General features: G+C 66.5%; 17 protein-coding genes and 1 pseudogene. 13 read left to right on the forward strand and 5 right to left on the reverse strand.

Annotated features, from left to right (window positions below; translation table 11 throughout):
- The first annotated feature begins 12 nt into the window (after nt 1-12).
- The gene (locus QZ588_RS12950) at nt 13-240 is read left to right on the forward strand and encodes a transposase (protein WP_295543383.1); all 228 of its coding nucleotides are present in this window, start codon (nt 13-15) and stop codon (nt 238-240) included.
- Between the two features lie 143 nt (nt 241-383).
- Here the strand turns inward: QZ588_RS12950 and QZ588_RS12955 are convergent, their stop codons facing one another.
- The gene (locus tag QZ588_RS12955) at nt 384-569 is read right to left on the reverse strand and encodes a hypothetical protein (RefSeq protein WP_295543362.1); all 186 of its coding nucleotides are present in this window, start codon (nt 567-569) and stop codon (nt 384-386) included.
- 1067 nt (nt 570-1636) lie between these two features.
- Between QZ588_RS12955 and QZ588_RS12960 the strand changes: the two genes are divergently transcribed.
- From QZ588_RS12960 to QZ588_RS12970, 3 genes are all read left to right on the forward strand, one after another.
- On the forward strand, nt 1637-2785 hold the full coding sequence (locus QZ588_RS12960) for a transglycosylase SLT domain-containing protein (protein WP_295543363.1): 1149 nt from the start codon (nt 1637-1639) through the stop codon (nt 2783-2785).
- A gap of 85 nt (nt 2786-2870) precedes the next feature.
- The gene (locus QZ588_RS12965) at nt 2871-5243 is read left to right on the forward strand and encodes a penicillin-binding protein 1A (RefSeq protein WP_295543364.1); all 2373 of its coding nucleotides are present in this window, start codon (nt 2871-2873) and stop codon (nt 5241-5243) included.
- A gap of 223 nt (nt 5244-5466) precedes the next feature.
- Nucleotides 5467-6828: a DUF4236 domain-containing protein gene (locus tag QZ588_RS12970; protein WP_295543365.1), complete on the forward strand. Its 1362-nt coding sequence runs from the start codon at nt 5467-5469 to the stop codon at nt 6826-6828.
- A gap of 80 nt (nt 6829-6908) precedes the next feature.
- On the opposite strand, the gene QZ588_RS12975 is transcribed toward QZ588_RS12970, so the two are convergent.
- On the reverse strand, nt 6909-7823 hold the full coding sequence (locus QZ588_RS12975; RefSeq protein ID WP_295543366.1) for a class I SAM-dependent methyltransferase: 915 nt from the start codon (nt 7821-7823) through the stop codon (nt 6909-6911).
- Nucleotides 7824-8040: 217 nt separating this feature from the next.
- On the reverse strand, nt 8041-9261 hold the full coding sequence (locus QZ588_RS12980; RefSeq protein ID WP_295543367.1) for a hypothetical protein: 1221 nt from the start codon (nt 9259-9261) through the stop codon (nt 8041-8043).
- Nucleotides 9262-9360: 99 nt separating this feature from the next.
- Between QZ588_RS12980 and QZ588_RS12985 the strand changes: the two genes are divergently transcribed.
- The 3 genes and pseudogenes from QZ588_RS12985 (at nt 9361) to QZ588_RS12995 (ending at nt 12720) form a co-directional block, all read left to right on the forward strand.
- Nucleotides 9361-10122, forward strand: a complete 762-nt coding sequence (locus tag QZ588_RS12985; RefSeq protein WP_295543368.1) for an endonuclease/exonuclease/phosphatase family protein — start codon at nt 9361-9363, stop codon at nt 10120-10122.
- Nucleotides 10123-10378: 256 nt separating this feature from the next.
- A pseudogene (locus QZ588_RS12990) lies at nt 10379-11445 on the forward strand (PDDEXK nuclease domain-containing protein).
- 150 nt (nt 11446-11595) lie between these two features.
- On the forward strand, nt 11596-12720 hold the full coding sequence (locus QZ588_RS12995) for a hypothetical protein (RefSeq protein ID WP_295543369.1): 1125 nt from the start codon (nt 11596-11598) through the stop codon (nt 12718-12720).
- Between the two features lie 113 nt (nt 12721-12833).
- Here the strand turns inward: QZ588_RS12995 and QZ588_RS13000 are convergent, their stop codons facing one another.
- Nucleotides 12834-13451 carry a 3'-5' exonuclease gene (locus QZ588_RS13000; RefSeq protein WP_295543370.1) on the reverse strand — a complete coding sequence of 206 codons (618 nt, stop codon included), beginning with the start codon at nt 13449-13451 and terminating at the stop codon, nt 12834-12836.
- Nucleotides 13452-13608: 157 nt separating this feature from the next.
- A complete protein-coding gene (locus QZ588_RS13005; protein WP_295543371.1) occupies nt 13609-18549 on the reverse strand; it encodes a DUF3883 domain-containing protein in 4941 nt (1646 codons plus the stop codon).
- 252 nt (nt 18550-18801) lie between these two features.
- Between QZ588_RS13005 and QZ588_RS13010 the strand changes: the two genes are divergently transcribed.
- From QZ588_RS13010 to QZ588_RS13035, 6 genes are all read left to right on the forward strand, one after another.
- Nucleotides 18802-19125, forward strand: a complete 324-nt coding sequence (locus QZ588_RS13010; protein WP_295543372.1) for a MazG nucleotide pyrophosphohydrolase domain-containing protein — start codon at nt 18802-18804, stop codon at nt 19123-19125.
- Between the two features lie 3 nt (nt 19126-19128).
- Complete coding sequence (gene dpdA, locus QZ588_RS13015; protein ID WP_295543373.1) at nt 19129-21174, forward strand: tRNA-guanine transglycosylase DpdA; 2046 nt, start codon at nt 19129-19131, stop codon at nt 21172-21174.
- A complete protein-coding gene (locus QZ588_RS13020) occupies nt 21171-22391 on the forward strand; it encodes a hypothetical protein (RefSeq protein WP_295543374.1) in 1221 nt (406 codons plus the stop codon). The genes dpdA and QZ588_RS13020 overlap by 4 nt, the downstream gene beginning before the upstream one ends.
- A 5-nt stretch (nt 22392-22396) precedes the next feature.
- The gene (locus QZ588_RS13025) at nt 22397-22663 is read left to right on the forward strand and encodes a DUF4160 domain-containing protein (protein ID WP_295543375.1); all 267 of its coding nucleotides are present in this window, start codon (nt 22397-22399) and stop codon (nt 22661-22663) included.
- The gene (locus QZ588_RS13030; protein ID WP_295543376.1) at nt 22656-22925 is read left to right on the forward strand and encodes a DUF2442 domain-containing protein; all 270 of its coding nucleotides are present in this window, start codon (nt 22656-22658) and stop codon (nt 22923-22925) included. Before QZ588_RS13025 ends, QZ588_RS13030 begins: the two co-directional genes overlap by 8 nt.
- Nucleotides 22926-23038: 113 nt before the next feature.
- Entirely contained in the window at nt 23039-23500 is a 462-nt protein-coding gene (locus QZ588_RS13035) for a four helix bundle protein (protein ID WP_295543377.1), read from the forward strand.
- Nucleotides 23501-23557 lie beyond the last annotated feature (57 nt).

Here is a 23557-nt window from a genome sequence, read left to right on the forward strand (position 1 = left end):
GAGGACAACGCCATCGAGCTTGTCTTTCTGCCGGCGTACGCACCGGATCTCAATCCGATCGAGTTCATCTGGAAAACAATCAAGCGGGTGATTTCGGTCAGCTTCATCAGCTCGCTCGATGAGTTGCGCAGCCAGATTCGCAGAACCTGGGATGAATCTGCTCAATACTGTTCCTATGCCCGGTGGTGGGTCGAGCGATTCGTGCCACATGTCTTAAACTATAAAGAATTTTGCGGATAACTATAAAACTGCCGCAGCGACGATCACCCAAGAGACTAACTCGTTGCCCTCGGCGCTTCGCATGAAGGGGCTGAGCCGATATAGAAGCTCTGTTTTTTTACTTTGCACGACTCAGCCCTTCTGCCTAAGGATAAGGTGTCGTCTTAGGTGCCTGTGCCTGAAACGCCATCAATCACGCCTTGGATGTAGGTGACTGCACCACTCAATGCAGTCTGCAAAGTCCCATCGGCTCCAAATACGGCAACCGCAATCGCCACAACAAGTGCCGCGATGACCAGCCAAGTCACCAGCTCGTTCCCATCCTCATCACGCCAAAAGGCCAATAGCATATTCAACATCGTTCGATGCCTCTAAGTGAGAATGCCGGGGCTGCGTCTGCTCAGCAGCCCTGGCGTATTGCTCATCCCGGCCATCCCGGCCGGGAATCGCGATCGGACCGGCGCGTCGCGTTCGATCGCCGGCCACCTGCGTGCCTTGGTTGCCCGATGGCCCAAGTGCCACCGGGTCTCCCTTCCCGGTGTAGCCTGTCAGCTGTGGTCGCGAATCCGTCTGTGACTCGTTGCCTCCTGCCAATGGATACATGCGCTCCTCGCTCCCTTCGACGGCCATGTCTGTATCCCGCGGATTCCGGGGTTGCGTCGCCTCTGCCAACCAGGAAATTTCGAGCCCGTGCGTCGCCTTCGTATGGGGTCCAGTGTGATACACGTGGGCGCCGGGCGATATGGCAGAGCATCTTGTTTGAGCGTCCGATTCGGCCTGAACAGGGCATGGAGGATTGCCTGATGGCCCAGGCCGCGCAGGCCATCGCCGCCGGCCACAACATCAACGGGCCCACCTATGACCTGGTCGGTCCGCCGCCCGGTTGACGCCAATATTTCGCATATAAGTCAATAGCTTACGCACCGCCTGAGCCGGCTTGCGCCAACGGGCGTGCGACACCGGCCGCCGCCGCTGAGGCGCTTCAGATCAAGTGATGGCGCCGGCCGGTCAGGGGCCGACGAATGCCCGCCTGGATCGATGACGGGTGCAATAATGGGGGAAGCCCCGATGCCATGAAGCGGTGATCCTTCAGCTTTGCCAGGATAGGCATCAACGCCGGTTTCGTATGAAAGGAGACGGATCTGCGTATTGACCCGCGGCAAGTACCCGCGCTATACAGAATCCTGTACACTCCCGTTGGGCCATCCATGGTGCACGGCAGCTGCAAAACGCTGTCGGATCAATTGTGTCGCACTGGGCTTTTCGGGTGGCGTCACCGGATGAGCGGGCGGATGACCACCATCGGGCCCTGAGGCTGTCATTAGCCGCCGGCGCCGGTCATCGGCAAACGCCAGGTCCGCACCGTAACGGCGTATGGGACGCCGCCAAGTCGCGTTACAACGCAAAGGAGGTATCGATGATTGCCCGTGCTCGCTCCAATGGCTGCGGTGCTGACGGCGTGGCGCCGGCGGTTGCCGGCCCGCGGCGCCCGGCGCACGCACGCGGCGGCTGCGTCGAGGCGCCGGCCGGGCGGCGCGCCTGGCGCTGGCTGTCCATGGCGGTGGCGGCGGTGCTCTGCGGGGATGTCGCCGCGGCGGCCTTCGACGAGGTATTGGCCGACGGTGATACGGGTCGGCTGTTGGAATGGGGCAAGCGCTACTTCTACGGTGTGATGGCGCCGCAGGATATGGACCGCGCCATCCAGCTCTACTGCGCCGCGGCGCGCCAGGGCAGTGGCGAGGCCCAGTACCGGCTGGGCGAGATCTACGCCCGCACCCTCACCCGGCAACGGGACGAGATCCTGGCGGCGGCCTGGTTCCTGCGGGCGGTGGCATCGGACTACGCGGCGGCGAGCAAGCCCCTGGCACGCTGGGATCTGACGGGCGTGGACATTCCCGCCCAGCCGCCGTGCGTGCTCAGTGCGGACATGGTGAGCCGGTCGCTGCCGGCGGCGGGGCAGTCGGGCGGCGGCGCGGCGCAGGCGGCGGCCGCCGTCACGCCGGAGGCCCGCCCAGGGTCGGACCCGGCGGATCATCCGGCGTCGGGCCCGGGCCTGGCCGACGTGATTACGCGCCCCGAGATCGAGCGTCTGGTGCGGGGCATGGCGCCGCAATTCGATCTGAGCCCCGAGCTGGTGCTGGCGGTGATCCAGGTGGAGTCCAACTTCGATCCCAGGGCCCAGTCGCCGAAGCGGGCGCAGGGCCTGATGCAGCTCATTCCGGCGACGGCGCAGCGGTTTGGCGTGCACGATCCCTGGGACCCGCGGCAGAACCTGCGCGGTGGCATGGCCTACCTGCACTGGCTTCTGCGGCGCTTCGACGGCGACGTGCGCCTGGCACTGGCCGGCTACAATGCCGGCGAGGGCGCCGTACAACGCCACGGCGGTGTGCCGCCCTACGCCGAAACCCAGGGCTATCTGCGCAAGGTCTCCCGGGTGCTCGGCATCCCCGAGGTGGAGCTCTCGCGCTATCGGGCGCGGCCCAACACCTTTGTGACGGAGCCGCGGGAGGCCGACAGCCGGCGCGACTGGGAACAGCGGTTCTTCGACGTCGACCTGTCCGGCTGACGGGCGCCGCCGCGGCGCCCACCCGCCAATCCAGCTTCCAGCCCAGCCCAGCCCCCAGCTTCCAGCCCAGTCCCAGCATTCGACCATGCCGACTCGTCGCCGCAGTGGCTTCTGGCGGGGCATCGCGCCGGCGGTCGTGCTCGCCGCAACTGTAGCGCTGGCGGCCGTCGCCTTCGTGTGGGCGAGCCTCGAGCGTCTGTCGCGCACCGACCTGACCGGGGCCCTGACCCTGGCCGAGCCGCTGCGGATTTTTTCGGCCGATGGCCAGCTGATGGCGGCATTCGGCACCGAGCGGCGACGGCCCGTCGCCTTCGCGGACATGCCCCGGCGGCTCATCGACGCCTTCGTGGCCGCCGAGGATGCGCGTTTCTTCCACCACCCGGGGGTGGATCTACGGGGGCTGGGCCGGGCCGCCGTGCGCTACCTGCAAACCGGCGAGCCGCGCGAGGGCGGCAGCACCATCACCATGCAGGTGGTGCGCAATTTCCTGCTCTCTCCCGACAAGCGCTTCGAGCGCAAGCTCACGGAAGTGCTGATGGCGCTGGAGCTGGAGCGCCGTCTCAGCAAAGAAGACATCCTGAGCCTGTACTTGAACAAGGTCTTCTTCGGCTTCCGTGCCCACGGCGTCGCCGCGGCGGCGGAGCTGTACTACGGCAAGTCGCTCGCCGAGCTGACGCTGGCGGAGTCCGCCATGTTGGCGGCCATCCCCAAGGCGCCGTCGGCGGTGAATCCCATCGCCGCGCCCCGGCGCGCCCTGGCACGGCGCAATTATGTGCTCGGGCGCATGCACGCCCTGGGCTACATCGACGCCACCGCCTACCGCAGCGCCCGGGCGGCGCCCGACGGCGCCCGGCTGCGCGAGCAGGCGCCGGCCCTGGCGGCCGGTTACGCCGCCGAGATGGCCCGCGCGCAGATGGTGGAGCGCTATGGCGATGGCGCCTACAAACGCGGTTACCGGGTCCACACCAGCATCGACGCCCGCCTGCAGACCGCGGCGCAGCGGGCGGTGCGCCAGGCCGTGCTCGCCTATGACCAGCGCCACGGCTACCGGGGCCCCGAGTCCCGCCATCCCGAGCTCACGGCCCTGGACGGCCCGGCGCAAACGGCGGCGGCGGCGGCCTTGCTGGCGCAAGCCCAGGCGCTGCCGGGTCTGACGGCGGGGGTGGTGCTCGCCGCGGACGCCCGCTCGGCGCGGGTGGAGCTGGCGGATGGGTCGCAGGCCCGGCTGGGGCTCACCGCGGTGGCCTGGGCGCGGCCCTTCTTGAGCGCCGATCGGCAGGGACCGCGGCCGCGGCGGGTGGATCGGGTGTTGGGCGCCGGCGATCTGGTGCGCCTGCGACGGGATGCGCAGGGACAGTGGCTGCTGTCGCAGCGCCCGCAGGTGGCCGCCGCACTGCTGGTGCTGGCGCCCGAAGATGGCCGCATCCTGGCCATGGTGGGCGGTTACGACTTCGCCGCCAGCCAGTTCAACCGGGCCGTGCATGCGCAGCGCCAGCCGGGGTCCGCCTTCAAGCCCTTCGTCTACGCCGCGGCCCTGGCGCAGGGATGGACGCCGGCGAGCCTGGTGCGCGACGAGCCCGTGTCCGTCAGACTCTCGCGCACCCAGGTCTGGGAGCCCGCCAATTTCGACCATCGCGCCCTCGGGCCCATCCGGTTGCGAACCGCCCTGGTCCGCTCCCGCAACCTCGCCGCGGTGAATCTGCTGGATCAGGTGGGGGTTGAGCGGGCGCGCGGGTTCGCCACAGGCTTCGGCTTCGATCCGATGCGGATGCCGCAGGGCCTGACGCTGGCACTGGGCACGGGCACCGTGTCGCTGCTGGAGATGGCCAGGGCTTACGCGGTGTTCGCCAATGGTGGCTACCGCGTCCGGCCGCATCTCATCCTGCGGGTGACGGATCAGGACGGCACCGTCGCGCCTGTAACGGCGGCCGGCGACGCAGGCAATCCACGGCCGCCGCAGCGCGTGCCCGTGCTCGAGCCGCGCATCGCCTACCAAATGCATACCATGCTGCAGGACGTGATCCAGGCCGGTACGGCCCGGCGCGCCCGCGCGCTGGGCCGCGCGGACATCGCCGGCAAGACCGGCACCACCAACGATGTTCGCGATGCCTGGTTCTGCGGCTACCAGCGGGACCTGGTGGCCATCGCCTGGATGGGATTCGACGATTCATCGCCGCTCGGGGCCGGGGAGACCGGCGGCCAGTCGGCGCTCGCGCTGTGGATGGACTTCATGTCACAGGCCCTGGCGGACAAGTCCGAAGGGGTGCTGCGTGTGCCCCCGGGGCTGGTGCAGATCCGCGTCGACCCGGCCACCGGGGAGGCGCTCGGCGCCGATGCCCGCGGTGGACAGCGCGAATGGGTGCGCGAAGAGCATCTGGGTGCGCTGTCCGGTCACAGCTCCATCCTGGACCCCGCCGTGGGCGACGAGCCCCAAACCCTCATTGAGGCCGTGTACTGACAACGGTCCGGGCGCACCCTGGATGGCGCCCGTGCCCGCAGGTCGATCCCGCCGGGCGTGCAAACGCTGCTCGAAAGCGTCATCATGTGTTGGTCTACGGTGCTGCCGTGTCCGACCCCGGTGATGTCCCCGGTGCCGCGGCCTGCGCGCGCGCCGTCGCGAACAACCGCGACACCGCGACGTCGCGGTGTGCGCACCCGTTCAGACAGGACAACGACACCGCATGGCCTTTCGCTTCCAGCGTACCCTCAGGATCGCACCCGGCATCCGCATCAACCTGAGCAAGGGCGGCGCAAGCCTGAGCCTGGGGCCCCGCGGCGCTTCCGTCACCATCGGCCGCCGCGGCACGCATGCCAACGTCGGGCTGCCGGGCACCGGCCTGTCGTATCGCCGACGCATTGACACGCCAGCCGAGCGCGGCCGCGCCGAGCGCCACCGCGGGCGCGAGCGCCGCGAGCACGCCCGCGCCGCGGCCCGTCGCCGCACCGACGCGTTGGCCGAGGTGAGCCTGGCCCTGGGCGACAGGGGCGAACTGCTCGCCACCGATGCGCAGGGTAAGCCCCTGTCTGGCGACCACCGACGCCTGCTCTGGGCGCAGCAGGGCGAGGCCATCGGCGCCTGGCTGAACGAGCGCATGGACGCCATCAACGGCGATGTCGAGTTGCTCGCCAACATCCATCTGGATACCCCGGCACCGACGGGCGAGCCCGAGCATCTGCGCGTCGCCTTCGCCGAGCCGGAGCCCGAGCCGCCGCCGACGCCACCCATGGCCCCTGCGCCCGAACCGCCGGCCCGCCCCGAGCCGGGCCTGCTCACCCGGCTGTTCGGCCTGGGCCGGAGCGCGCACGCGCAGCGCGTCGCCGCCGCAGACGCCGAGCATCGCCGGCGCCACCAGGCCTGGCTGGCGCAAAAGCGCGCCCGCGCCGAGGAGCACCGCCGGGCCGTCGCCCGCTGGAAGCGGGCCCACGCCGACTGGCGCCGGCGCAAGGTGGCCCACGACGCCGCAGAGGCCGAGCACGCGCGCCGCTTCCCGGAGCGTCTGCGCACCGATCCAGAGCTGATGGAGACACTGCTCGCCGCGGCGCTGGACGACCTGGACTGGCCCCGCGAGACCCTGGTGAGCTTCGACATCCAGCCGCACGCGGCAACCGTCTGGCTCGACGTAGACCTGCCGGAGATCGCCGACCTGCCCCAGCGCGAGGCGCGCCTGGCCAAGCGCCGGCGGCGCCTGCTGATCCAGCCGAAGCCCAAGACCCGCCTGCGCCAAGAATACGCCGCCCATGTGCACGGCGTGGTACTGCGCTGCGCGGGCACCGTCTTCGCAACCCTGCCGGGCATCGGACGGGTGGTGGTCTCCGGTTATTCACAGCGCCCCGACGCCGCCACCGGCGCCATCAACGACGACTATCTGCTCTCCGTCGACTTCGACCGCGACGGCTTCGGCCGCATCGACTTCACCGCCCTGGAGCGGGTGGACCCGGTAGCCGCCGTCGCCGCCTTCCCCCACCGGCGCCGGCTGCTGAAGCGCGACGGCTTTCGCGCCATCGAGCCCTTCGCGATGGTCGGCGCGATTGCAGCGCGCTGAACCGCTTCCTCGCCTTCCCCACCACGGCCACCTGGCAGCTGGCGGCATCTCCGGCTGCTGCATGCTCACGCGCAGGAAAGTCATCGAGGCCGATATGCGACAAAGTCGAACGACCCTGCGGTGTTACTGCGCCGGATAGCTTCGTTCGCGCCCTCTCTGATGAGCCCGCCAGCGGCCCACCACAGTCGGTGCAGCCACTGCACCGGCGCAACGATCGCCCGCGGGAGTATCGGCGGCATGCGCGGGAACAGGCCCATTTCGGCTTGGGCGGTGAGTACCGGCCAGTCTGGCGTCGGCCCCAGATGCCGCACCTCGAGCCCGCCTTGCCGTAGGCTATGCTCCGTGCCCCAATGTGTGTGGTGGTAAAGGGTTCCATGAAACGGTTCCAGAAAGGCGACGTTGCCGATGAACACACCACCCGGCTTGAGAACCCGATAGACCTCGCGCATGGCCTGCAGCGGGAAGTGCAGGTAGTGGAGAACGGCGATCGAAATCACGAACTGGAAGGTCTGGTCACGAAACGGCAGTAGATGGGCGTCAGCCAGGATATCGGCCTTCGCAGAATCGTAATCGAGGCCAACGTAGCGGAACCCCGCGTGCTCGCAGACCGGGCGATGCGCGCCATCTCCGCAGCCAATATCGAGCATCGGCTGGCCCGGATGATCGGCGCTTGGGAAGTGGCTCAGGAGTGCGCGTGTCAGGTGCGGCGGCGGCTGCATCCCGGAAAAATCGACCTCGGGCTCGGCGTGCATCGGCAGCGGCTGGACGCTCGCCGCGAACGCCCGATCGGGGCAAGGATCGATCTCGAAGGCCTGGCTGAGGGTGCGCGGGCGCTGGGGTCTCAGGTCGAGAGCGCCGCTGGGGCTGCGCGGAAAGCTTGCTCGACAGCCGGCGCAGGCGAACGCTGATGCGCGCACCGGGCTCGATAGGGAAGCCGAGCCGCACTGTGGGCAGGCGAGCAGCGGCACGAGGGATTGCAGGTCCGCATCAGTCATCGGGCCGTTTCCGGATTGGCGATCGGGGTGGCCCACACTAAGCGTGAGGCTCGGCTCTCCGGTAGGGCGGTAACCCCCAATATGCCACCGGCGCGGCCTGATTCCGCCGCTGTGACGCGTTGTAGCGGAGGCAACAAGCGGCCCGTGCACGACGCTGAGACGGGGCTGATCTCCGGGCGCTTCGGGCGCGGGTTCCAAGGGCTTGGTACAGCTTGCCCTAGATCGGGCGGCGCACACCGTCGGGCGCCGCCAACTGCTTGCGGACGAAGGCGTCGGCCTGTGCGTCGGCGATCAACTCGTCGAGGAAGGCCGCGATTACTTCAGACTGCCCGGTCGCTGCCGCGGACTTCAGGGCATAGCGGCGGGCGTCCCACACGTTGCCGGCCGTGATCTCGTAGAACTGTCCCGCGGCCATCCAGCGCAACGCGGCGACGGACGCCTGCCGGGCGAAGGAGGGATCGGACTCCAGATGATCCCGCGCCGCGCGCAGCAAGGTGCCGATATCCACCGGCGAGCGTTCGGCCAGTTCCGCGGCCAGGTCCAGAAATCCGAGTGTCTTGGCCGTCGCGAACCAGCGGCCGGGGTCCTCGGGCGTCGCGGCGATGAGCCGGTCCAGGATATCGCGCGGTGCCCGGTCCGGGTACTTCTTAATGAGCGCCCGGCAGGTTGCGAGGTACGTGCTTGCCCGGTTGGCTTCCAGCGCGAAACGCTCATACGCCTCGTCGGACCGGCCGGCGTCGAGCAGGATCGCCTCGCAGGCATCGGCGATGTCCGACGTGCTTTCGTTCAGTCCAAGCGATGCCTGCGCATAGGCAATGGCCTCGTCGGTACGACCCTGCTCCGCGAGGGCCCGCACCCCGAAGCGCCGATGGCGCCAGGACAGCACCGGCGCCGCATCGATCAGCGCGAGCAGCTCGTCGTAGCGCCCCGCCGCTCGCAGGCAATCGAGGCAAGCCGGCGTGCCCCGGAAGTAACCGAAGCGCTCCTGCCAGCTTGCCTTGACCCGCGGCAGCAGCTCGTCGGCGGCGCGCGATGCCCGCTCCGGTGTCCGGCACAGCTCGCCCCAGCGCTCGTTCATCTCCCACAGGAAATCGACGCCATCCTCCTCGAAGGCCGTCCAAAGCCGCGTCAGCCAGCGTTCCCACAGCGCATCATCGGCCGGCGCCGCCAGCACGACCTCGATCAGCCCGTGCACCGTCTTGTTCACCGCGTTGCCCAAGGCACCGGAGGAGCTATCGATATGCTGCACCGCGGGCCAGAGCTTCTCCATCAGCAGGATGGCGCCGTCGGCCGCGGTGAGCGGGTCCTTGCGGGCGACCGCCTTGATCTCCGCGAGGGCCTCCTTCAGGCGCTGCGACGCGAGCTTGGACGCCTTCCAGCCGAAGGCGTTGGCGCGAAAGCGCGGGCGAAAGGCCCAAGTGTGGCGTTGGTTGCTCATGGTTTGTTGCGGTCTCGGTTCCGTCGTACAAAGCCCCGCCGAGTGCGGCAGAATGCCCAGGATTGCAACCAGGTTCCTCTATCGGCGGAGGGTGAGCACATGACCAAGCTGTTCTCGTTCGCGTCCTGGAATGTCGAGCAGTTCCACGGGCAGCCAGAGCGCGTAAATCGCGTGGTCGAAGTCTTCGCGGAGCACGACCCGGATGTCTTCGCGATCTTCGAGGTGAAAGGGCGCGATGTCTTCTCCGCGCTGATGTCCCGAATGCCGGAGCACACCTTCACCATCACGGAATCAACCAGTCCCATCGAGATCCTCGTGGGCGTGCGACGCACCATACAGGCCTTCGTGACGCAGCGCGATGAGCTGCAAAGCAAGGTCCCGCCCCTGCGTCCCGGTGCCCTCGCCACCCTGCGCGACGGCGAGGACGACTACCCCTTCCTGTTCCTGCATCCAAAGTCCTTCGACCATCCAAGGGATTCGGGTCTGCGCGACGACATGTTCGCGCACGCCGCCAGCCTGAAGCGCAAGCTCGACAAGGCAGTCGCACCAGGGCGCGGCGCCAACTTCATTGTCATGGGCGACCTGAACACGATGGGCCTGAACGCGGCCTGGAATCCGAAGAGCGATTTGGAAGCGGATGAGGAGATCGCCTTCCTGGAGAACCGCATGCGCTCTGTGAAGATGGTGCGCCTCACGAAGACGCACGAGGCGAGCTGGTGGAACGGTAAGGAGAAGCCGGGGCCGAGCAAGCTCGATCATGCCTTCGCTGCCGAGCATCTGCGGTTCAAACAGTTCGACGGGCACCCGATCAGGGTCGTCGGCTGGCGCACGCTGCCGGACAAGGATGCTCAGCTCCGTTGAATCGAGTCGTTCTCGGACCACGCCATGCTTTACGGCGAGATCGAGGCTTGAGCGCTGCAATGGTCGCGATGCCCTCGATCGCCGATCTGCTCAGATGGGGCCACAGTGTGCCCGATATGCATTCTCGTCAGTCCACAACGCACCCCTCGATGTCGGTCATCGGCCACGACTGTGGGCTCCTCTGGCCGCTGAAGCTGGACGCGTGGCCTGTTGCCCTGCGATCAGTTGGTCACTATGGACAGGGGAGGGCGGTGCGATGACGCCTGATCTCACGTCGCCGACGGGGTATGCCGAGCTGCTGAAGGAGATCAAGGGGCGGGTGCGAACCGCCCAAGTGCACGCGGGCTTGGCAGCCAACCGCGAGCTGCTGGCCCTGTACTGGGATATTGGGCGCATTATCCTGGAGCGTCAGGCGGCCGAGGGTTGGGGTGCCAAGGTCATCGACCGATTGTCGCGCGAACTGCGCGCGGCCTTCCCCGGACAGCAGGGCTTTTCGGCCCGCAACCTCAAGTACATGCGCGCCTTCGCCGACGCCTGGCCGGCCCCAGTATTTGTGCCGCAGCCTGCTGCACAAATTCCCTGGACCCACCATTGCATGTTGCTCGACAAGTTGCAGACCCCGGATGAACGCCTCTGGTATGCCGCCAAGGCTATCGAGAACGGCTGGTCGCGCAACGTCCTTGCGCTGCAAATTCAGTCTGTGCTGCACGCGCGCCAGGGCAAGGCGGTGAGCAACTTCCCGGCGACGCTGCCCCCGCCTCAGTCCGACCTCGCGCAGCAGATCACCAAGGACCCTTATCTCTTCGACTTCCTGAACCTGCGCGAGGACGCGAACGAGCGTGCGGTCGAGACCGGCCTGCTGAAGCATGTCGAGCGTTTCCTGCTGGAACTCGGGACTGGCTTTGCACTGGTCGGTCGCCAAGTGCACCTGGAGGTTGGCGAGCGGGACTTCTTCCTGGACCTGCTCTTCTACCATCTCACCCTGCGATGCTTCGTGGTCATTGACCTCAAGGCACGGGACTTCACGCCGGAGGCCGCCTGGAAGATGAACTTCTATCTCTCGGCCGTCGATGACCGATTTCGGCAAGCGGGCGATACCCTTCCATCGGCCTGATCCTCTGCCGCGCGAAGAACCGGATTCTGGCCGAGTACGCCTTACGGGACCTGCAGAAGCCCATCGGTATAGCCGACTACGTGACGCACCTTGTCGAGACCCTGCCGGAGCCGTTTCGCGACGCTGTTCCCAGTGTCAAAGAGATTGAGGAGGAGCTGTCGGACGGTGAGGTCGGCCAGGATGGCGCTGAGCCCGATCCAGTCCCATGAGGCATCTCCCTGCGTTGCAGGCCAGCGCCCAGCATGGATGGTTCGGGCCATGAGTGCGCGCCGCCTCGATTCGGTGTCATATGCCGTACATCGGTCCACTGTCGCGGAGAAGCTCCCCTGACCATGCGCTCAGCGAACGATTCCGGCGTGATGATGCTGCCCCACCCGGTGCGCGTGGACGCCGCCTTCGGCAGTCCCATCGAAGAGGTGCTGCTCGGCGAGACCGGCGTGCTCGAGGGCGCCCGACCGTACCTTGGCGCCGAGGGTGTCTCCACCGAGTGGATCATCAACAAGGTGCCCGGGATGCTGGAGCTGGCCATGGCCAGTATGGGCGCGCCGGCCGGGATGAACGTGGGCCTGCTGATGCTGATGCTCTCCAGGGCGCGGCTGCGGGCGCAGGGCGACCCGATTCTGCAAGTGGCCGATGGGCTGCACGCGCAGCTCGCCGAGACGGATCTCAGCGATGCGCTCCCAGCGTGCTTCTTCCGCTCGCCGTACCCCATCGTCTACATCGAGTTCGCGCGACCGTCGGGCTTGCAGATCAACAACCGCATGTCCGGCCTGCACGAGGTGGAAGGCGTCTACGTCGGCAGCTACCGCATCCCGGCGCACAGCGACCAGCACCAGGGCTCTGGCCGCGAGCGACACCTGCAGCTCGACCCGACCCGCGAGACCCGCGTGATGGAGCTGACCATCACCGGCTCCCCCGTCGGCAAGGGCAACCCGTTGGATGATGCCTCGGTGGACATCTCGCTCTACATCCAGGACGAGGACGCCTGCCTCGGCACGCTGCTGGAGCGCCACATCACCTACTACCGTTCCGCCGAGATCACGGCGGCACAGCCCGGCTTCGAGATCCCCGACCAGACCGAGATGGACCTCACCGCAGAGGTCATCCGCCACCTCGCCAAGGTGCTCCTGTACCTGAACCTGCCCGATGCCGAGCAGGCACCCCTGCCCGAGCGCAGCCAGCTCCAACAGCGCCTCAAGGGACTCGGCCCGAAGAAGGCCGCGCGCATCAAGCGCCGCATGGCCGCGACCTACGACCGCATCGTCATCGGCCCGAGCGTCGGCGTCAGCACCGAGCAGCACCAGGCCGACGGCAACCCAAGCGACAGCCGCAGCGTCCGCCCCCACTGGCGCCGCGGCCACTTCCGGCGCATCCGCTACGGCGAGCAGCGCAGCGAGAGCCGCCTCGGCTGGATCAAGCCGGTGCTGGTGAATGCGGCGGAGGCCTTCGGTACGGTGAAGCCGAAGCCATACCTGATGCGCTGAGCGAATCACGCCCCCGGATACCACGACACGAGGACAGCCAGAAGCAGCATAGAGCGGCCGAGAGCGCGCGATTCGTCACCCGCTTACCTCCAGGGCACCTGCGCTTCCCGAGATCATGCGTACGCCTGACAGTACCGCTCGACGCACCGGACCAACTGGTGCTTCGGGGCCTTCTGAATCTGCGTCAGCAGGTCGTGGGTCACCGTGCCCAGGCTGAAGCGCTCGGCAAGTTGGTTTTCCAGGTGGATGGTGAGATGGGCGGCCATCTCGGCGTCCGCCTCCGCGCGGTGGTAGACGCCGGCGGCAGGCAGGCCGGCGTAGGCCACTAGGGTGCCAAGCTTGTGGTTGGGCGCATCGGGCAGCAGCCGTCGCGCAAGGAGCATGGAGCACGCGAACGCCCCGCGGCGGGTCCGTCCAATGCGCTCGAGCTCCGTGTCCCAGAAGCGCCGGTCGAATGATGCGTTGTGCGCCACCAGCGGAGCGTCGCCGACGAACTTCGCCGCCTCGCGCATCACACGCTCCGCGGGAGGCGCCGAATGCACCATCTGGTTGGTGATGCCCGTCAGAGAGGTGATGAAGCCGCTGATCCGCACGCCAGCGTTCATGATGCTCTGGTAACGGTCGATGACCTCCCCGTCGCGGATCATGATGACGGCTATCTCGGTCGGGCGGTCTCCGTACTGTGGATACAGCCCGGTGGTCTCGAAGTCGATGACGGCGACGGTCTCCATGGCGCAACCATAACCCCAGCTGGCTCAGTTTCGATTTGACGAGCGCATCCCGACTTGGGCAGCAAGACCGAGGGCGGCAACGGTGATGCAGACCGCAGCGGGCGGCACGTCCGCCCGGCTGCATGCGCGAAGCTTGCCGAATGATACCCAGGAGAGCTCAGTCATCGTCTTCTTCCGGAAGCAGGCTCATCGTCTTCAGGTTCAATGGCAGGCGCCGCTTTCTGCCGTCATCGAAGTGTACGGTCAGCTCCGGTTTCTGGGCTGAGGCGAGCACTTCCGCGATACGGCCGGCACCAAGCAGCCCGCAGTCAATGCGGGCGCCTGCGACGAAGCCGGTGGTGGGGTCCGCCATCTCATCGGCGGCCGCATCCCGCCAACCGCCATCGAACATGAAGTGGTCGACCCTGAACGCCGGGTTCTGGATGGCATGCACCCTCGCGCTGTCTTCATCCAGCGCGAACTCGACAACGTAGAGCCAGAAGCGATCACCGAGGTCCTGGGCGTTGGTGAACTGAAGGCGCGACAGACCCACGCCGCGCTTGTTCCACTCGCCACTGGTGCCTTTGACCTCGATGTAACGGTCGATCCCGTCTGAAGCGGACCTGCGGCTGAGGACGTCGAAGCCCGGGTTGGTCTGCGACATCTCCTCGGGATATCTGCCGCGTTCCCGCTCGTAATCGCAGACAATGGCGCGTGCCGCGGCCTCGATGGCCAGCTTGTACTGTGCATCCTCGCCGCTGCCTTCGTCATCCGGGGCGGGCTCGGCCTGCCTGCGTCGGGCGTACGAGATCAGTTCTCGATCCCACAGTGACTTGCGCTTGGCGCGACCAGGCTTCCTGCCGGCGCTGTTCGTTGATGCCCGCGATCCGGAACTGCCCGAGCTGCTGGTGGCTTTCGCAGTGGATCGACCCGTTGGCGAGTCATCTTGTGGGCTTGTCTTGCCACCGTCGGTTCCCGCTGCGGTAGACGCTCCTTCGCGTCTGCTTTGCTGCGTGTCGTGATGTGTTCCACTGCCGCCGCCCGCCGTGTCAGATGCCTGGTCAGCTTGGGCGTCGGTGCCTCCGGTTGACGTATCTTCCCCATGGCTGGCCGCGCCGGAAGCGGACGTGACGTCCTCATCGCTGCCCGCGGCCCGCTCCCGCTGGGCTTCGTCAGTCTCGTCACCGCCGTCCCGGTCGGCTCCCAGATCCCCCTCGTCTGCATGCTCGGCCCCCAGCCCTCCCAGATCCTGCGACGTCACATCAGCGTCGACCTCGGTTTCGACCTCAAGGCATGGAATATCAGAATCCGCCAGCGACAACTCCGCGTCTGCCAGCGACATCCCCATCAGCGGCTGCAGGGCGAGCGACAGATGGGAGATATGGGACGGGCGCTCGTCCGGCATCAGCAAGTGGAGCAGTGCGCTGAACACCGGCAACCAGCTGCGCGCCGTGACCGGCCGCGCCAGGATGAGCTCGTTTGCATGGTCGTCGTAGAAGGCCTTGACGTCCTTGGGCTCTGCCGAGACGCAAACCGCGTCGAGGGCCAGCGACGCCTTGATGCGAACCGTTTCGTGGCTTCGCGCCGCCAGAGACTGAATCGCGTCGCGGAGCGCGTTTCTGGTTTCGCGCGGCTGGGCATAGAGCATCCGGGCAATGATTTCGGACCGCTCCCGCAGCGTCCTGCAAATGCCATCCTCGGCGTTCTCCGGCCCGTCGACGAAGTCGAGCTCGATCGTCGCAACGTCACTCAGGCGCCGGATACCGAGGCCCTCCAAGAACGGCGCGAGTGCCGGAGCGACCGGCTGACAGAGGGTGTCGTCCAGCTCGTCGCCGAAGAACCCGCGATGGTATTCACTGTCCTTCAGCAATACCTCATCCGGATGACGGAGGCGGCCGTGCATGTTCGGCATCGATGGCGCCTCGCGAAGCCTCTCCAGATCCCCGGCACTCAGAAGACCATCGTTCCAGGCGGCAGCAATGCCGGCAATACAGGTATCGAAGATCTTCTGATCAGCGGCACCGAGGGGTGTCTGGGGCGCAAAATGCGCGCCAACGATGTCCAGCAGGATGTCCACGTAGTCGGCCGCTTCCGGGCTCTCCTTGACGCCCAAGCTCTTGAACAGAGCCCTGTACTCCTCCAGGGTGGCGGGCGCGTTGTACGTGTACTGACCGAGCTGCTGTGGAATCAGGTAGATCTGGTTAGGGCGGACGTATCCGGGAATTGCTTCCAGATAGATGCAGGGCGTGCCGCGCAAGCGCCCAATCTCCGTGTCGTCGACCCTGGCCCGGTCGTTCAGGATCTGATAGACGAGCTTATGGGCCGGCTCTCCCGTCTCCACGCAGTGGAGCAGATGGTTGACCACCAGCTCGGTCCCGGGCTCGGTTGTGATCCCGAGATCACCCAGCAAATCCGAGCTCAATCGCTGGGTATTTTTGAAGTCCAGCACATAAGCCTGCGACTCAAAGGCCTGGAAGCGAAACGGCGCGTACAGGTCTCCTGGCCAGAACCAGTCATCCGCTTCACCATGGGCGGGGAAGCAGTGTTCGCCCGAGAGCTTCGATATGGCGGCGCGGACGTCGTTGCTCTCCGCGGATGCCTTGTACCGATCACAGATCTCATAGAAGGCCTTCTCGCTCGCCTTCCTCACTGCTTCCGTTGGCGGCCCGTCCGACGCCAGCTCCAGCATGCGCTCCGCCAGATGCGCCGCGCTGGGCGACCGACGCACACCCAGGTTCTCCAAGAACGCGCGCACCGCGCGGGACTTGCCTGCCCGGGAGACATAGACCCATCGATGCTCGGCTTCGCCCAGGACTGAAACGAGCTCTTCGGTGCGGAAATAGGTTTCGCCTGGGGGCGCCCAGCCGCCGTCCTTGGTCGGAACCATGCGCAGGTCAGCCAGGGTCCGACGTAGTTCTCCGTTGTCGAGGATCGACGGATGGTTGGCCAGGGTTTCGATCAGGGTTCGGTAGGCGGCGTGATCTTCCGGTCCGGATTCGCCGATGAATCTGGGCACGATGACTCGGATATACTCTTCGATGGTCTGCCGCTCGACACCGAGCCGCTCGCGCAGGAAGTGCCGCACCCTGGTATCCAGCAGGTTCTGCTTGATCAGCCTGGTTTGCCCGATCGGGTCGCTGAAGTCTCCCGGCAGGAGGGCTTCATCCGCGGAGACGAAGCCCTGTGCGGTCGACCAAATCGGCAAGGCTCGAAGCGAATCGTAGGTCTGTGCGTCTGTATTTCCCTGATCTGCCAGGGCTGCCAGAAGCTCATACAGGCGCTTGAGACGGTCCTTATCGGTGCCAACCACGTCCTCCGGCGCCTGCCCCTCGTCGAGCAAGCGCCTGCGCAGTTCGACCGTGGCCCTGCCCAGGTCGAATGCGGCGATCCGGACGTGAAGATTCGGAAAGCCCGCGAGCAGGTCGCTGCCGAACCAGAGATAGGGAAACAGTTGGAGCAGCGCCGCGGCCCTCGTGGGATGCAGCGCCCGGTAGGCGGCGTTGATGGTGGTGGGGTAGCGATCCGGATCGATGATGAAGGGAATCCCTTTGGCCTTCTCGACGGACTCCCTCGCCTTTGGACTGGTCGCGTGGGGAAGCAGCGAGTCCGCCAGCTCCCACAGCGGACGGTAGAAGGCCTCGACCCGGTCCGCCGGCTCCGGCTCGACTTCTTCCGGCAGATCACCGAAGTAGGCCGCCATGCGGTCCGCCAGATACTGGAACCCAAGCTCCTTCGTGCCAAGCTGGACCAGGGCGTTCCGGTGCGGCCGAAGAACCTCGCTTGCGACCTTTCCCCCGAGGTCCTGCATGACCGCCAGCGCGTCATCGCCCAGCGGCTGGCGCGCCAACACGACATCCCGTGGACGTTCGAAATCACCCGTGGCCGTCTCGGCGATGGCCGCGCCCCGCTCCACCGCCGCGCTGAGCGCATCCCAGAACGCCGCGAACACGGGCGGGTGCGCCCCGGTGCTGATCTGCTTGATCCGCAGCGCGCTGGAAAGCAGCGACCAGAGTGCCGCGCTCCCGAGCTTGTCCTGCAGCATTTCCAGATTGTCCGCGAGCGTCTCGGCCGCGGTCTTGATCAGCAGCTCGTTCCAGGCCTGCTGGTGCTGCTTGCCGGAGAAGATGAGGGATTTTCTGTCCGCTTCCGGAAAGAAATCCGCGTTGATGTGGAGCGGCAGCCCCGTTGGCTGCTCGGTCGGCAGGTAGGCGAAGAGCAACCCGGCGCCGTCGGGGACCGGGTCAGGCTCCAGCCTGATCCCGATCATCACCCGCGTCTTGCGCTTCAGCTGCGCCAGTTGCGGGAACCGATCCATCAGCTCTGACGCGGCCACGGCCGCGTCCGCCCGCAGAATCAACCACCGCTCGACGTCGCCGTTGTCGAAAGACATCAACAGGTCGGTTTTGTCCTCGTGGTCTCGGTCGAGGTCGCAAGCCAAGACCAGCCTGCCGTTCCGACGCAGCTCCGCGCGCCTGATGCGCCGCAAGAACAGCAGCGCCTGCCGCAGGACACCGCGGAAGTCGGCAACGAGCTGATCGATGTGCTCATGGGTGAAGGGCGACGCGCCGAGCTGGCGCCGGGTTTCGGACGCGGGATCCGACGCCCAGGGCAGGAAGAAGCTGGTTCCGGAGGACTCCGGCGTGGGCTCGACCCGACTTTCGCCATGCTCCGGCATCAAGGTCAGCCTGATCCCGGCCGACTGAATCTGCGGATGATCCGCAATCTGGTAAGTGGAGACGAAGCCGATACCGAAGCGCCCCGTATTGTCGGCGCTGGAGAGTTTGCCGCCGCTCGCGACCTCGGTGATGCGGTGGTAGTCGCAGGCGTATCCGTCCCGAATCTCGTGCGGACAGATACGCTGGCCGAGATCGCCGCAATAGGTGAACTCGCCATCGTTGCGCACCACCAGTCCCTGGTCCGTGACGTCGAAGACGATCTCCGTCGCCGTATTGCCCTTGCCGTCGCTGCCTGCGTCGTCGGCGTTCTGGATGAGCTCCAGCGCCATCACGTCGTATCCCTGCAGCCCCTCCAGGTGTGATCGGATCGTGCCGATCAGGCTGGCCGAGTAGGCAACGGTCTGCTCGGGGACGGGGCTAAGATCCTCTCGCCTGGCAGACATGCTCGCTCTTCCCCCGGTATAGGTGATCTCGTGCCGTGGCCGGCCACAGCCACTTTGGAGAAGCGGCCGATCGTCGAGGGCTGCGTCCACCCGGCCGGCTTGCCGCCCTGAAGGTATGCGGTATCATCAGGTCCGTCAAAGCAATCGGGTACGATACGTGCGCGGCATCAAAAGGCTTAGGCCCTGTCTGGCGGCCGTTCCACGCGACGTGGCGCTCACACCCCCAGGTCAGCGGCCCACCCCGCGATCGACGTGCAGAAGGAGGATGACATGGACCGGCCCCAGGCCCAGCAACGGGTGGATGCCTGTATCCGCGCGCACGGTGGCTATTGGGACAAGTTCCAGATCCTTGCGCGGCTGAGCGAGGAGCTCGGGGAGGTCGCGTCCGCGCTGCAGCGGCTGGAGAGTCTGCGTCCGCGCAAGGGCGACGTGGACCTGGCCGGCGAGGTCGGGGACCTGCTGTTCACGCTGGCCGCGTTCGCCAACGTCAACGGGCTGAGCCTGGAGGACTGCCTCACGCAGGTGTTCGACAAGTACGATAGCCGCGACGGCCAGGCCTGGAAGTCCCAAAGCTGATTCATGCGCGTCCTCGTACTCACCTCCTGCACCGGCGACAAGGCGGTGTCCAGCCCCAACCAGCTCACGCTGGAAGACTTCCAGCAAGGCGCGGAACACCTCACCCGCCGCGAGCAGGCCCTCGGCCCGCTCACACCGGCCGAGGACATCTATACCGGTCTCCAGCACCAGCGGCTCATGGCCGGGGTGCGCCAGCTGCGCGAGCGTGCCCCCGACATCCGGCTGGACCTGCACATCCTCTCCGCGGGCTATGGGCTGGTCCCCGGCGATCGCAGGCTGGCGCCCTACGAGGCCACCTTCTCCGGCATGGGCAAGCGGGCGCTGTGCGCGTGGGCGGACCAGCTGGGCGTGCCCGCCGCTGTCCGCGGGCTCTTGGCCGAGCCTTACGATCTTGGGCTGGTGCTGCTCGGCAACGAGTACCTGCAGGCATGCCGACTCGGCGACGATGTCCGGCTGGGCGGACCGACGCTGCTGATCTGCGGCGCCAACATCGCGAAGACACTGCCGAGGCTGCCGCGGTTGCGGCTGCTTGCGTTGTCCAACGCGGAGGCCAAGCGCTTCTCCTGCGCGCTGATCGGCCTGAAGGGCGAGCTGGCGGCGCGCATCCTCAGGCGGCTCGCGGACGGTCCCGCGCTGGCGGAGCGGCTGTTCGATCCCGCCCGCAGCCCGCTGGACCTGCTTGCGGATGGTGCGCCGGCCAAGGCGGTCCGCGGCAAGGCCAGGCCGAATCCGAAGGTGGATCAGGTCATCACGTTGCCCGAGTCGTGGCACAACAAGCCGCACCGCGCCCGGCTGCGCTACTTCATCCCCGAGTGGGACGATCTCGTGGACCCGGACTACGACTTCGGCACCGACACCCACTCCGGCGGCGCCGGCGACTGGTCCAACGAAATCTACGCCCACCAGATGTATCCGGAGCCCAACTACGACGGGCTCCTGGTCTCCAAGGTGGTCGCGGAGAAGAGCAAGAAGAAGAAAGAGCGCATCAACCAGCTCGGCGTGCACCGCTTCCTGCGGGTGCCGCGGGACTTTCCGGTGATGGGTGACTGCGGCGCCTTCGGCTATATCGCCGAGGACGAGCCGCCCTACAGCACCGACGAGATCCTGGACTACTACACCCGGCTCGACTTCGACTACGGGGTCTCCATCGACCACCTCATCGTCACGTCCACCGAGGCCCAGAAGCAGCACCGCTACCAGCTCACGATCCACAACGCCGAGACCTTCCTGCGCGAGCACCAGGCGCGCGGCCTGCCGTGGACACCGATCGGCGCCGTACAGGGCTGGGACCCGCAGAGCTATGCCGATGCGGCCCGGCAGTACGTGGCCATGGGCTATCAGTACATCGCGCTCGGCGGGCTGGTGCGCTCGCCGACCAAGGAGATCCTGCGGGTGCTGGATGCGGTCAATCAGGTCGTGCCCGGGCATGTGCACATGCACCTGTTCGGGCTGGCCCGGCTCGGCGCGCTGCATGACTTTGCGAGGTTGGGTGTGCGGTCCGTCGATAGCGCTTCCTATCTTCGACGGGCGTGGATGGGCAGTGGCGGCCAGAACTATCTCACGGACGATGGTTTCTATACTGCGATTCGAATTCCTGAAGCTGCCAAGAGCTTCCGTGCGAAACGCATGGTGTCCGAAGGAAGGGCACGACTCCAAGATGTGCAAAAACTTGAGAAGGCTTGCATTATCTCGATGCACGCATTCGACGCGGGTAAGTTCAGCTTGGAGACCACGCTCGACACGTTGATGGAGTACGACCACCTGATTACGCCAGACCGTCCTGAGGACAGTCGGGAACGCCTCCGGCGTACTTTGGAGGCTAGGCCCTGGAAACACTGCTCCTGCGACATCTGCCGCCGCGACGGCATCGACGTGATCATCTTCCGCGGCAACAACCGCAACCGGCGCCGCGGTTTCCACAACACCTATGTCTTCTACCGGCTGCTGCAGCGCGCGCTGGCCGGTGAGGCGATCCAACTCGCCGCCGCGCGCCCGGAGCCAGGCGCCCAGCTCGACCTGTTCGAGGCCATGGAGGCCACCGGCACATGAGGAACGACTTGCTGGTCCGCTCCCTGGTCCGCGGCAAGCTGAAGGGGCTGGCCAGCGCGATGGCCGCCCACGAGGCGACACCCCGCATCGACGCGGACGAGGAGAAGCGCCTCCAGGACGCCATCACCCCCTTCGGCCACACCAGAACGCACGAGACGCTGATCGTCGGCGGCGTCGATGGCACCGGCGACTTTCCATCGCTGACCTACAGCGACTCGCTGATCTACGTGACCCTGTCCCAGGGCACCCGCTACCGGGCCGATCCGCACGCCGGGCTCAGGGAGGTCGCGCCCGAGCTGGAGCCGCTGGTGGAGTTCACCTGGCTCACCGAGGACGCGACCCAGGCGAATCCTTCGCTGGATGCGAGCTTCGAGCAACTGGCGGGGCTGCCCATCGCGGACGTCATCGGCCGCTCGGATTATCGGACGCTCAAGAAACGGGCCAGCGGCCGGTCGTGCTCGGTTGCCGAGCTCGCCGACGGCCTCATCCGGCCCCATGGCACCGACGCGGGCAATGTCGCGATTCAGCTTCGCGCGAGCGCGGAGCTGGGTGCCGCGCTGCGACTGATCACGGGTGAGCCGACTCCCGACTATGTGCTGATCGACAGCACCCTCTCACTCCCCTTCGTCAACCGGGCCAGCAACAGCCTGTTCTTCGAGCACCTGAAGCGCCTGTGCTGCGTCGAGGCGGTGGCGCGCGGCGTCGGCTTCTTCGCGCTATCCAAGTCCCACGGGCTGCCGGCCATGGAGCACCTGGAGCGGCTGGCCGCGTGCAGGCTCGGAAAAGACGAGAAGGACAAGGTGGAGCACTGGTTCGTGCGCATCCCGATCCAGGCGCGGGACGGGTGGACCCTGTCGCTGGTGGAGAACCGACACCTGCCGCCGGTGGGGGCCGTCAGCTACCTGGTCCGATTCCATAGGAACACGCCCGTGATGCGCCTGGACATGGACTTGGGATACTGGGAGAAGCGCGTGCGCGGTGCGACCGACGACGACACCCGCGACAACGAACGGCGCATCTTCCAGGACCTCGACTATGCCAGCCATGACCAGCGCGCCTACGGGTACCCGTATCCCATCAAGGCAGGCCACGACCGGGCGTCGCTGACCCAGGCGGAGCGGGTGGCGCTGCGCAGGCTCATCATCAGCGAGGCGGTCGCGGCCGGCATGAAGCCGCAGTTGTTCCGCAACGTTTCGCAGGCGACGGGGCACGGGTAGACGCGATGCCGGTGATCTCCTACTTCTTTGGGATCTATATCCGGATGTATTTCGACGATCACCTGCCGGCGCATGTCCATGTGGAGTATCAGGGTGCCGAGGCCCTGGTCGCGATCGCGACTGGCCAGGTGATCGAAGGTCGACTGCCCAAAAAGGCGGCCAAGCTGGTCAGGGACTGGTGTCTGGACCACCAAGCTGAGCTGCAAGAGAACTGGCAGCGGGCCATGGCACTGCAGCCGCTGCAACGCATTCCGGGAGCAGACAATGATTAAGATCGTGCGAGCCGACTTCGTGCAGGACAAGGTCATCCGTCTCGCCTTCTCCGACTCTACAGGTGGCGACTACGATCTCGCGCCGCTCATCGCGCGCGGCACCGAGATGGTCAAGCCCTTGGCGGACGAAGCCTTCTTCAGGCGCTTCTTCCTGGAGCTTGGTGCGCTCTGCTGGCCCAACGGGTTTGAGCTGAGCGGTGGTGGCATCCAGCAGCGCCTGCGCGAGCAAGGCCGGCTGCACGGCATCGACCGGGTCGCCTGACCGACGATGCAGCACATCGAGCCGCGATGCGTTGATGATCGGACCTCCTTCGTCGGTCCAACGGTCGGGGTCGGGGTCGCTATCGGAATCGGAATCGAGAGAAACAACTCGCTATGCCCTTCGGCCACGAAAAGCTCGACGTCTACCGCTCCGCCATCGAATATATCGGTTGGGCCTACCGGTATTGCCAGAAGCTGAACGGCCATCGCAACGCAAAGGATCAACTCCTGCGCGCATCGCAAGCGATTGCGCTGAACATCGCCGAGGGTAACGGCAAGGCGACGACCGGTGATCGACGCCGGTATTTTGAGATCGCACGAGGCTCGGCGCTGGAGTGCGCTGCAATTCAGGACGTGCTGCAGGTGTGCGAAGCGTTGTCGGCCGATGACAACAAGCGGCAGAAGGTGCTTCTTGATCGTATTGTGGCCATGCTGACGAAGCTCGGGCAGAGGGGTTACGTGGTTCGGGAGGATGTTGGGGAATACCGGGGCGGTTGGTTGGATGGTGGTGTTGATACCGATGGCGATACCGATACCGACGGCGATACCGATGCACACGAGGGCGCGCCGCGTTGATGGTTGGGCCTTCTGCGTTGGCTCGATCTACGATTCGGCGTACAGGTAATGTCCGAC

This window comes from uncultured Thiohalocapsa sp. (assembly GCF_913062725.1).
GTDB lineage: Bacteria > Pseudomonadota > Gammaproteobacteria > Chromatiales > Chromatiaceae > Thiohalocapsa.

Coding starts and splice junctions, on each gene's coding strand:
- QZ588_RS13030 (WP_295543376.1), top strand. CDS start 22,656: ATGATTAAGATCGTGCGAGCCGACTTCGTGCAGGACAAGGTCATCCGT.
- QZ588_RS13035 (WP_295543377.1), top strand. CDS start 23,039: ATGCCCTTCGGCCACGAAAAGCTCGACGTCTACCGCTCCGCCATCGAA.
- QZ588_RS12975 (WP_295543366.1), bottom strand. CDS start 7,823: ATGACTGATGCGGACCTGCAATCCCTCGTGCCGCTGCTCGCCTGCCCA.
- QZ588_RS13025 (WP_295543375.1), top strand. CDS start 22,397: ATGCCGGTGATCTCCTACTTCTTTGGGATCTATATCCGGATGTATTTC.
- QZ588_RS12955 (WP_295543362.1), bottom strand. CDS start 569: ATGCTATTGGCCTTTTGGCGTGATGAGGATGGGAACGAGCTGGTGACT.
- QZ588_RS13000 (WP_295543370.1), bottom strand. CDS start 13,451: ATGGAGACCGTCGCCGTCATCGACTTCGAGACCACCGGGCTGTATCCA.
- QZ588_RS12985 (WP_295543368.1), top strand. CDS start 9,361: ATGACCAAGCTGTTCTCGTTCGCGTCCTGGAATGTCGAGCAGTTCCAC.
- QZ588_RS12960 (WP_295543363.1), top strand. CDS start 1,637: ATGATTGCCCGTGCTCGCTCCAATGGCTGCGGTGCTGACGGCGTGGCG.
- QZ588_RS13020 (WP_295543374.1), top strand. CDS start 21,171: ATGAGGAACGACTTGCTGGTCCGCTCCCTGGTCCGCGGCAAGCTGAAG.
- QZ588_RS12970 (WP_295543365.1), top strand. CDS start 5,467: ATGGCCTTTCGCTTCCAGCGTACCCTCAGGATCGCACCCGGCATCCGC.
- QZ588_RS13005 (WP_295543371.1), bottom strand. CDS start 18,549: ATGTCTGCCAGGCGAGAGGATCTTAGCCCCGTCCCCGAGCAGACCGTT.
- QZ588_RS12995 (WP_295543369.1), top strand. CDS start 11,596: ATGATGCTGCCCCACCCGGTGCGCGTGGACGCCGCCTTCGGCAGTCCC.
- QZ588_RS12965 (WP_295543364.1), top strand. CDS start 2,871: ATGCCGACTCGTCGCCGCAGTGGCTTCTGGCGGGGCATCGCGCCGGCG.
- dpdA (WP_295543373.1), top strand. CDS start 19,129: ATGCGCGTCCTCGTACTCACCTCCTGCACCGGCGACAAGGCGGTGTCC.
- QZ588_RS12980 (WP_295543367.1), bottom strand. CDS start 9,261: ATGAGCAACCAACGCCACACTTGGGCCTTTCGCCCGCGCTTTCGCGCC.